This window comes from Lysinibacillus sp. NPDC093688 (assembly GCF_050280145.1).
Classification (GTDB): Bacteria; Bacillota; Bacilli; order Bacillales_A; family Planococcaceae; genus Lysinibacillus; species Lysinibacillus xylanilyticus_B.
The window spans coordinates 34,432-43,982 of the sequence record NZ_JBNNUX010000035.1 but is presented as its reverse complement, the minus strand read 5'-3'; the positions used below and the strand labels follow the sequence as shown (position 1 = coordinate 43,982).

Sequence of the window (9,551 nt, the reverse complement as noted above, 5' to 3'; positions counted from 1 at the left end):
GTAACAACTTATGTTGAAGGTGTAAAAGATTACTCTGGTAATACAATTGCAGCAGATACAAAAGTAGTTGTTTCACCACAAGTTGATCAAACTCGTCCAGAAGTTAAGAAAGTAGAAGTAAAAGATGCAAAAACTTTAGCTATTACTTTCTCTAAAACTTTAGGTACTTCAGCTGGAAACAAAAACAACTATACTATTCTTGATAAAGACGGAAAAGTAATTTCTGTTAAAGATGCATCACTATCTACTGATAAGAAAACTGTAACAGTTACTCTATATAAAGAGTTATCAGATGGTAAAAATACATTAGAAGTTAAGAATGTAAAAGATAATACAAAATTAGAGAATACAATGTTAGATTATAAAGAAGTAATTGAAAATGCTGACAAAGTACCTCCTACAATTGATTCAAAATCATGGAGCACATCTGACAGACGAGTAGTTATTAAATTCTCTGAAAAAATGGATATTGAATCATTGTCTAAAGCATCTAACTATCTTGTGAATATTAATGGAACATTACGTACATTAAACGACGACATTGCTAAAATCGATGTTTTACATGATGGAACTACTGTAGCTATTACATTCTCTGAAAAAATTGCTAATGAAACTGTTGAATTTGGCAAAAAAAATATCGCAGGTAAAGCAGTTATCCAACAATTACGAGTTCTTTCAGTTAAAGACGTTGCAGGTAATGTGTTAAAAGAGTTTTCTGAAGATAAACAAGCTAACTATATCAATTTCGATGAAACAAATTCAAGTTTAGCTCTTGGCGAGTATAAAAAATATGGTACTACGACATATGCTGCTGCATTAGTTGATAGAAAAACTGTAGAAATCAAATTTAATGCTGGTATCGAAGATGTAAAATCTGGCGGTATTACTGTAGCAGCAGGTGGCAATACAATTTCTTCAATTGAAGCAAATGGTACTGCAACTATTAAAGTGAAATTCGATAAAGAAATTAATGCTGACGGTTCTAATTTCGGATTGAATGTAGACTTTTCTAAATTAGTTACTTTAGCTGGTGATACATTTGCTGGTAAAGCATTAATAGCTACTAATGCAACAGCAACACCAGAATATGTAGCTGGTAAATTACTAGATAAAGTTGCTCCTGAAGTTCTTGGAGATGCTGATTATGCTGTGAATCAAGTTGATAAAACAATTTTAGTTCCATTCAATGAAGAACTTACACTTAATGGTGCTTCTCCTCAGACAGCTGCAAATGATTTTAAAGTTGTTCGTCTAAGTGATACAACAGAACTAACTGCAGGTACTGATTATACTGTGGATCTTGCTAAAGATAAAGATGGTGTTGTAATTGGTATTTTCATTACTATTAAACCAGGAGATACTACAGAAGGTGGTTCTCTTTACGCAATTGATGTAGTTGATAATGCTAAATATATTTCTGATCTGTCTGAAGCTAAAAACTTCATTGCTAAAGAATCAACTCGTGAATCTGCAAAAGTAATTGATTTCGGTACAAAAACTGTTACAGCAACAGTTGGTGGAACATATAAAACTGCTGGTGATAAAACAAAGATTGAAGCTGGTAATACATTAGAATTTACTTTCAGTTCTGAAATCGATTCAAATGTTATTGCTAATCTTAAAGGTGAGTTTGCAGCTGTCTTCACACCAGAAACTGCAAATGCTGCAGCTGACGGATTTACTGTAGCTGATTCTACAGTTGGTGGAAAAACAGTTATTACTGTAAAAGCTGACGCTAACTTTGCTGCTGCTGATATTGCAACTTTTAACAATGACGGAAAAATTACTATTAAAAAAGCTAGTCTTAAAGATAAAGCTACAGGTAATGTTCCTTCAGCAGATTTAGTAATTGATTTTAAATAATTTAAAAAGAAATGTGAATATCATTTCTTAATAGGAAGGTTCTGTAGAGTGTTACTCTCTACAGAACCTTTTTTCTACATTCTAGATATTCACTATTGCATAATTCTAAGATTCAAGCTGGTAAAATACTAGAGTAAAAACCTATAAGCCTTTTGTTATAAATGTATATGCAGGAGGGAAAGACTATTGATGCTATAAATGCTGCATTCACTCCAGTTGATAATATATTATCGGAATTTTCAAAAGTAAAATCTCTAGGAACAAAAGCTATTAAAGTTGCATTCTCTGAGCCGATTAAAAATATTCTTCAATAAAATTTAAATCAGACGGTAAATTCTCTTTTGTACAGTTGATGAACGTTTACGTGAGTTAAACTTAAAGTTGAGCGATTTGGTGGCACTGATATTCTTGGAAATACTGCTATTCTATTAATGAATTATGATAAGGATAGTACTGAAAATGCTAGATTAACAGAAGAGGGGAAATCAAAGTTCGATGCAATCAGCCAATTAGTAAAGCAAATGTCTCTGACTTTGTATTTGGTGGTCTAGATGTTAAAAGCTAATTTGAACTTGTATGGGAAGCATACTAGAAGGATAAAATTAGCAGGAGCGAAGGAATCCAATCGGTAGTAATTCAATAAGAAATTTTATTTCTATTCAAAGGTAAATCCTGAAGCAATCATATATATGATTGTCTCTTTTTTATAACCATAATTTTATACATCCTTATTTAATTAGCTCTACATAAATTAATTGTTGTTTTTATCAAATTAAAATGCGTATTAGAATTAATCCTAAAATTAATTTTCTATCATTTTGAAAAGGATAGCATGCCGTAAAATAGAAAACAAAAAAATAGCCCCTATCAGTCCGTATGAGAACTAATAGAGGCACTAGCTAAGAAGTAAAGCCGATACTACAACCTGAATACCGATTAAGCAATCATCATCGGTTTCCTGAAAATCTTGAAGTTCAAAAATAAAAAGAGCGTAAGGAACTGCCCCACCTTCAGCGAGGAACAAGGCAAAAATTAACGATTTTATGGGTACAGTATATTTTATAAGGAACGATACCATAGCCCAAAAATATCGTGTTTTGCAACCAATGCGTTGTTAGAGTATTTTACTTGTATTATTGAAACTCAGCAAAAATCAAATCATAAGCCATTTATATTCATTTTAAGAATTTACGGTTTATGTTTATTTTCATGGATATCATTTTACATGATTTTTATTGATTATTTCCTGTACTGTAGTTTTAATATTGCGATCATATTTTATATCTTTAAAAGTACCAGTGTATGTCTTTTTATGAGATCCGGTTTTTATATCGAATAGTTCGATAGTATATTCACCAGAAGCTTTACCATTAACAATAGTGCCATCTAAATCCATATAGGCATCGTACGCAGTAGCAAATCCTGTACCACCGTTTGATACTCGAACGATATGCTGAGAAAAGAAGTCTCGAGTATTATCTAGGTATGAATTAAAGACAAAATCACTTACAAGTTCCTTTGAGGAATTGGGTTGATCGACTTCTTGATAAAAACGGTCTTCCGAAATAACTTCTAAATTTAGAGTTTGTAGATTCACAAAATAGTATCTTTCAGCAGCATCATATGTTGTAATAGAAACTGTTTTTGTTTGATTATTCCAATCAACCTTTGCACCAAGTGCTTCACTAATAAAACGAAGAGGTACTAGGGTTCTACCATTAATAATCTGAGGAGGAACGTCTAAAGCAATCTTTTGCCCGTTAACAGTGGCAGTTTTGCTACCAATTACTAAACCAATTTTTTTTGTACCTCGGACAGCTGTAATCGACTTTGTTTTTGCATTCCATTGTACTGTTGACTCTAATTCCTCGAAAATTGTTCGCATTGGTACTAAAATTCGTCCATTTACAGATACTGCACCTTGGTCAAATTGTATTTCATCACCATCAATTTCTACATTAATAGCAGGTGCAGCTTCTGCAGAAGGGGCGAATGAGAAACTAATTAATACTAAAATAATTGCTAGAGTAAGTCTAGATGTAAATTTTTTGATCACTTTAAATCTCCTTTAATCATAAATAAATTGGGTAAATAATAGACTGATTGCCAGCTAATAATGTTGATTTAAGCCGACCGACAACATCCCTTCAATTCTTGTAGGGTGTGCGCTTGTTTTAAAGGGGTGGTTTAATGAAGGACTTTTGATCGTCACTTTTGATGTGACTTCAAGCCTAATTCTACTGTTGGTTGTTGGTCACTCTTATTTGTCATTGACATGTAAGAAGTGGATGAGTTCTTTTGCCGTTCCTTAATGCCTTGCAATTATTTCATCAATTTCTTCATTTATGTATCCAACCTTCCTCTAACGTTAATTGTATTTATTATATAAGTGTTCCACAAGTATGAGTATTTTCCTATGTTAGAATGATTTACCTATATAGTGCTGTAAGAAGCACTTCCATCCTTAATCGTTTGCGCTTTGCACATTATACTGGTATTAATATCGAAGAAAGATAGAGTTCAAGGGAACAACACCTACTTGGTGAGATGCTACGAAATGTTTAATAGTGCTGAGTGAGAGAAATCTGTCGGAGAGAAGTCTTCGACAGACTTTTCTTTTTTTGTAATTGGAGGAAGATATTGATGACATTTTTTTAACATTAGCCATTTATAGAAGTTGATTGGAGTGTAGAATGGGCGGCTCATCGGGCACCTTTGGGAAAGCGCTCACGGAAGGTAAATCAACACATGTTAGGGTTATAAGCCATATTACGATATTAATGCATTTATTTTTTCTTCATCAATAAAAGATAGGGATGATATTTATTAAAACGTATGCTGTGTGAATAAGTTGATTGGAGTGGAGACTGGGCGACTCCTCGGGGATCAGCAATAGAGGAACGAAGGCTAAAAGCATCACATCCTGTGATAACGCCTTCGTGACCAACATCGTGTTGGCCCGAGACCCTGCAGCGAAGCGAAGCGGCTCATCGGACGCCCCCAGGAAGCTCTGCTCTGCGCGAAAGCGAAGCGTCAGCGGCAAATGTTTTATCTGTGCGAAAGCGAAGCGTCAGCAACAAAGCGCCCAGTCGCAACGTAAATCAACCACACATTTAGCGGATGAGCTAATTTTCTTAAAAGTAAGTTTCAATGTTTCCCCTGAAGAATGAACACATTTAAGAGATGAATAGACAAAGTTCATAGAGGTTTGAAAAATCCTTAAATCTCCGTGGAACTTTTGCAGGAATGGGGTTTAGGCTAACGGTACCTAATTCTACTTTTTTCGATAAGAATGCCACATTTTGGGCATTTTTCATGTTAAGATGGTAAATAGTGATTAGAAAATTTATGTAGAAAAAGGAGATAGGAATGTTAAACAAATTAAAAGCTTTATGTATTGTTGCAACTGTTGTTTTTGCTTTTATATTGTCTGGACAAACTTCTGCGTCAGCTGCTACTGACAAAGGAATTCAGATACGAAATAATGTTACGATTAATATCGATGGAGAAAAGATTCAAATCAATGATCCAATTTTAAATAAATCGGATTTTCTTCTTTTGCCAATGAGAGCTTTGTATGAGGCGATTGGTGCGAGTGTTGACTGGAACAATGAAACACAAACTGCCACAGCTAATCGCAATGGCAAGGTTATTAATTTAACAATTGATTCTATGACAGCCTTAGTAGATGGATATGAGGTTTCAGTGGATGTTGCACCATTCATCTATAAGGATAGAACATACATGCCATTGCGCTTTGTTACTGAAAACTTTGATGGAAATGTCGGTTGGGACCCTGATACACAAACTGTTAATATTTTATTAGATGATTCTTCAGAGAAACCTCAAGAAGATCCATATATCTTACATGTAAATAATAAGCGTATTGTGATGTCAGAACCAATTGTTACGAAACAATCTAGATCTTATATTCCTGCTGATTATTTAACTGATTATTTAGATAATTCTGCAGGTAATTGGCTGCCAGATAAATCATTTGAATTACAAATTGCTGGCATGAGCTTTGTTTTCAAGGACGGTAGTAATAACGTCTTGATCAACAATGAATCTGTAACAATAGAAGAACAGCCGTTTATTCAAAAAGGGAAAATGTACGTTCCAATTACTTTTGTTGTCAATACATTGGGAGGAAACCTACGTTATATTAGCGAAAAAAGAGAAATGTATATTTATGTTTATCGCGCTATGTATACAAGTGACTTCCTTGAAAAATCTTTTGGTACTACATCATATCCTCAAGCTGTTCCTTCTGCTCGTTTAGAAGGAGAACGTGATTTGATGATCAGTGATAATCCTGAAAATTTAACGCACGACCTACTACCTAAATCAAATGCTACGCTTGCACAATATCATGTAACACCTACTTCAGCTACAAATAAGCATCGAATATTTGGCTGGCATTTAAATAAGCTAGGAGAAGCGGTAAATATTGGTATTACAATCGAGAATACTTCAAGCTCTGAAAGTATTAAGGTCAGCAGTGCTAAAGGTATTACTCAAATGTCTGGGAATAACTGGGTAGGTCATGATATTGGTTTATCGATTGCAGATGCAACGTTAAATGGAAAGCTTAAAAAATCTGACAGTACGGGTGTTATTATCGCACCAGGAGAAACAAAGGTGATCGAAACGTTCGAGATGTTCCCTGATTATGTCGTTGGATTTTTACATGATATAGACATCCAAGCAGTTAATGGTGGAAGTCCAGATTATATGATTCGAACAGTATTAACAAAGACTAATAGTGATTTAACAAAGATCAAAACGGACGCCGTTGCAATTGATGAATATGCGAAGCATCCACGAGGTGCTTGGCCGAGTGCTACTATTCTAGCAGATTTTCCAGCCTATACAGTAGATACACCAGAGGTTGGTTATAACATTTCAAATGGGCGAACAGATCATTTGCAAACGACAGAAAATTCACTGTCACAAATCAATGGTGCGTTGGGGAATCCTGGTCACTTCGGCATGAACTATAAGGTATCGATTCCACTTGTCAATGATACAGGAGAGAAAAAAACGATCAAGCTTAAATTAACTGGTCGAGGTGGCTTATACAGTGGTGCAGTGAAGTTCAATGGCAAAGTGTACTTAGTACCTTCGTTACGAACAAGCTCAGAATATGTTGAGTTTGAATACAAGATGAAGGGTTCATCTGACAAGATTGAGTTAGAATTAATGCATGCAGGTGGAGTAAATCTTCCAGTAGCTATTTATGTAGAAACAAAATAAATGAAGTCCCTGGCACGAATCTGTTTCACAACATCTTCGTGCCAAACTTTTAAATGAAGAAATAAGAAAACTAGAAGCAATTGTTGTAATATTTTTCGTATTAATCAAAAGCCTTTTCTAACATCTCCGAAACAAGCGAATACATTGGGCGAGAACCAATCGTATACGTAATGATTTCACCGACCAATTATGCCGAGGCATAATTGATACTCCGTAATGTCCATTTTCCATTTTTCGTTTGGTGCTTCTACTTTACATTGGCGACCTCGGTGCGATTTTATCGACTGTTCCTTTATAAAAGACATTCAAAAGATGAAAGAAGAAGTTCATAGAGTCATGGAAAATCTTAAGATTTCCATGCAACTTTTGCAGGGATAGGACTTAGGTTCCGGTACCTAATTCGACTTTTTTCGATACCGGCACCACTTTTTGGACTTTTTTCATGTTAAGATAACCTATAGATTAATTATGGAAAAAGGTGTTTAAGATGTTTAGTAAATTTAAGGCTTCATGTATGATTACCGCAGTTGCTTTGGCTACGATATTGCCTGGACAAGCCTCTGCATCAGCTGCTAGTGACAAGATTCACGTAAAAAATAATGTTTCTATTAATATCAATGGTGAGACTCTTCAAGTGAATGATCCGGTTTTAAATAAATCCGATTATCTTTTTTTACCTATGAGAGCTTTGTATGAGGCGGTTGGTGCCAGTGTGGACTGGAAGAAAGAAACACTTACTGCGTCAGCCATTCGAAATGGCAAGTTGGTTAATTTAACAGTAAATTCAAAGTATGCCTTAGTGGATGGACAAAAAGTGCCAATGGTTGTTGCACCATTTATGTATAAGGATCGCACGTATATGCCATTGCGTTTCGTTAGTGAAAATTTTGGTGGTAACGTGAACTGGAATCCTACTACACAAACTGTTGATATTTCCTTATCAGATGGGCCAGGGAAACCTCAAGGGAACCCATATATTTTACATATTAATAATCAACGTATTGTGATGGAGGATCCAATTATCGTAAAGCAATCGAGATCCTATATTCCTGCTAATTATATATATGAAAACTTAGAAGATTCTTCTGGCACGTTGTTACCTGATAAATCGTTTGAATTGCAAATTGCGGGAACGAGCTTTCTTTTCAAAGAAAATAGTAACCAAGTTCTAGTAAACGATGAAGTTATGACAACGGAAGGGAAACCATTTATACAAAATGGGAAAATGTATGTTCCTATTAGTTTTATAGTCAATGCATTAGGTGGAAATTTACGTTATATCGAAGATAAAAGAGAATTATACCTTTATGTCTATCAATATATGTATACAAGCTCCTTCCTTGAAAAATCTTATGGTTCTACATCATCGCCTAAGGCTGTTCCTTCTGCTCGTTTAGAAGGAAATCGTGATTTGTTGATTAGTGATAATCCAGAAACGTTAACGCGCAAGCTGATCCCTAAATCTAATGCTACGCTTGCCCAATATCAAGTGAAAGCAACATCAGCTACAAATAAACATCGAGTATTTGGCTGGCATTACAATACGTTAGGAACAGATGTACGAATGGGTATTACAGTTCAAAATACTTCTAGTACTGAAAGCATCAAAGTAATCGACTCCAAAGGGACTAGCCAACAAACGGGAAATAGCTGGGTTGGCCATGATATTGGTTTAACCATTGCTGATGCAACGTTAAATGATAAGTTTAAAAAATCTAATAGCAAAGGGATTGTGATCGCACCAGGAGAAACAAAGGTGATTGAATCATATGATTTGCTCAATGACTATATCATTGGATTTTTACATGATCTAGATATTCAAGCTGTCAATGGTGGGACTCCAGAGTATACGATTCGCACAGTATTAACAAAGGATAATAGTAATTTAACAAGTATTTTATCAGATGCAGTTCCGATTGATGTATCTGCGAAGCATCCACGAGGTGCCTGGACAAGCTCTACTATTCTAGCAGATCTTCCTGCTTATACAGTAGATTCACGAGAAGTGGGCTATAACATTTCAAATGGTAGTACAGACCATTTGCTAACAACAGAAAATTCACTTTCACAAATCAATGGTGCCATAGGGAATCCTGGTCATTTCGGAATGAACTATAAGGTGTCGCTGCCACTTGTTAATCAAACTGGAAAGACAAAAACGATCAAGCTTAAATTAGCTGGTCGAGGCGGCATATATAGTGGTGCAGTAAAGGTTAATGGCAAAGTGTATCTAGTGCCTACATTGAGAGTAGGTACAGAATATGTTGAATTACCAGATTACGAGATGAAGGGTTCATCGGAAACAATTGAATTAGAATTCATGCATGCCGGCGGAGTAAATCTTCCAGTAGCTATTTATGTAGAAACAAAATAAACGAAGTCCCTGGCACGAATGCATTTCACAACATGACTTCGTGCCATACTTTTTGATT

At 35.1% G+C, this 9,551-nt stretch carries 4 protein-coding genes and 1 pseudogene; 3 read left to right on the top strand and 2 right to left on the bottom strand.

The features are described 5' to 3' along the window. Nucleotides 1-1,863: Ig-like domain-containing protein (locus ACQKN2_RS20575; RefSeq protein WP_427416598.1), on the top strand; the 1,863-nt coding region annotated here is incomplete at its 5' end. Nucleotides 1,864-3,079: 1,216 nt separating this feature from the next. Here ACQKN2_RS20575 and ACQKN2_RS20570 read toward each other — a convergent pair. Beyond that, the gene (locus ACQKN2_RS20570) at nt 3,080-3,919 is read right to left on the bottom strand and encodes a copper amine oxidase N-terminal domain-containing protein (RefSeq protein WP_427416597.1); all 840 of its coding nucleotides are present in this window, start codon (nt 3,917-3,919) and stop codon (nt 3,080-3,082) included. A 1,313-nt stretch (nt 3,920-5,232) separates the two neighbouring features. Here ACQKN2_RS20570 and ACQKN2_RS20565 point away from each other — a divergent pair. Next, nucleotides 5,233-7,119 (top strand): stalk domain-containing protein, encoded by a 1,887-nt coding sequence (locus ACQKN2_RS20565; RefSeq protein ID WP_427416596.1) that lies wholly within the window; start codon nt 5,233-5,235, stop codon nt 7,117-7,119. A 103-nt stretch (nt 7,120-7,222) separates the two neighbouring features. Here ACQKN2_RS20565 and ACQKN2_RS20560 read toward each other — a convergent pair. Next, nucleotides 7,223-7,416: pseudogene (locus ACQKN2_RS20560) on the bottom strand (IS3 family transposase); the annotation flags it as partial. Nucleotides 7,417-7,606: 190 nt separating this feature from the next. On the opposite strand from ACQKN2_RS20560, the gene ACQKN2_RS20555 reads away from it, so the two are divergent. Continuing rightward, nucleotides 7,607-9,493 (top strand): copper amine oxidase N-terminal domain-containing protein, encoded by a 1,887-nt coding sequence (locus ACQKN2_RS20555; RefSeq protein WP_427416595.1) that lies wholly within the window; start codon nt 7,607-7,609, stop codon nt 9,491-9,493. The last annotated feature ends 58 nt before the right edge of the window (nt 9,494-9,551 follow it).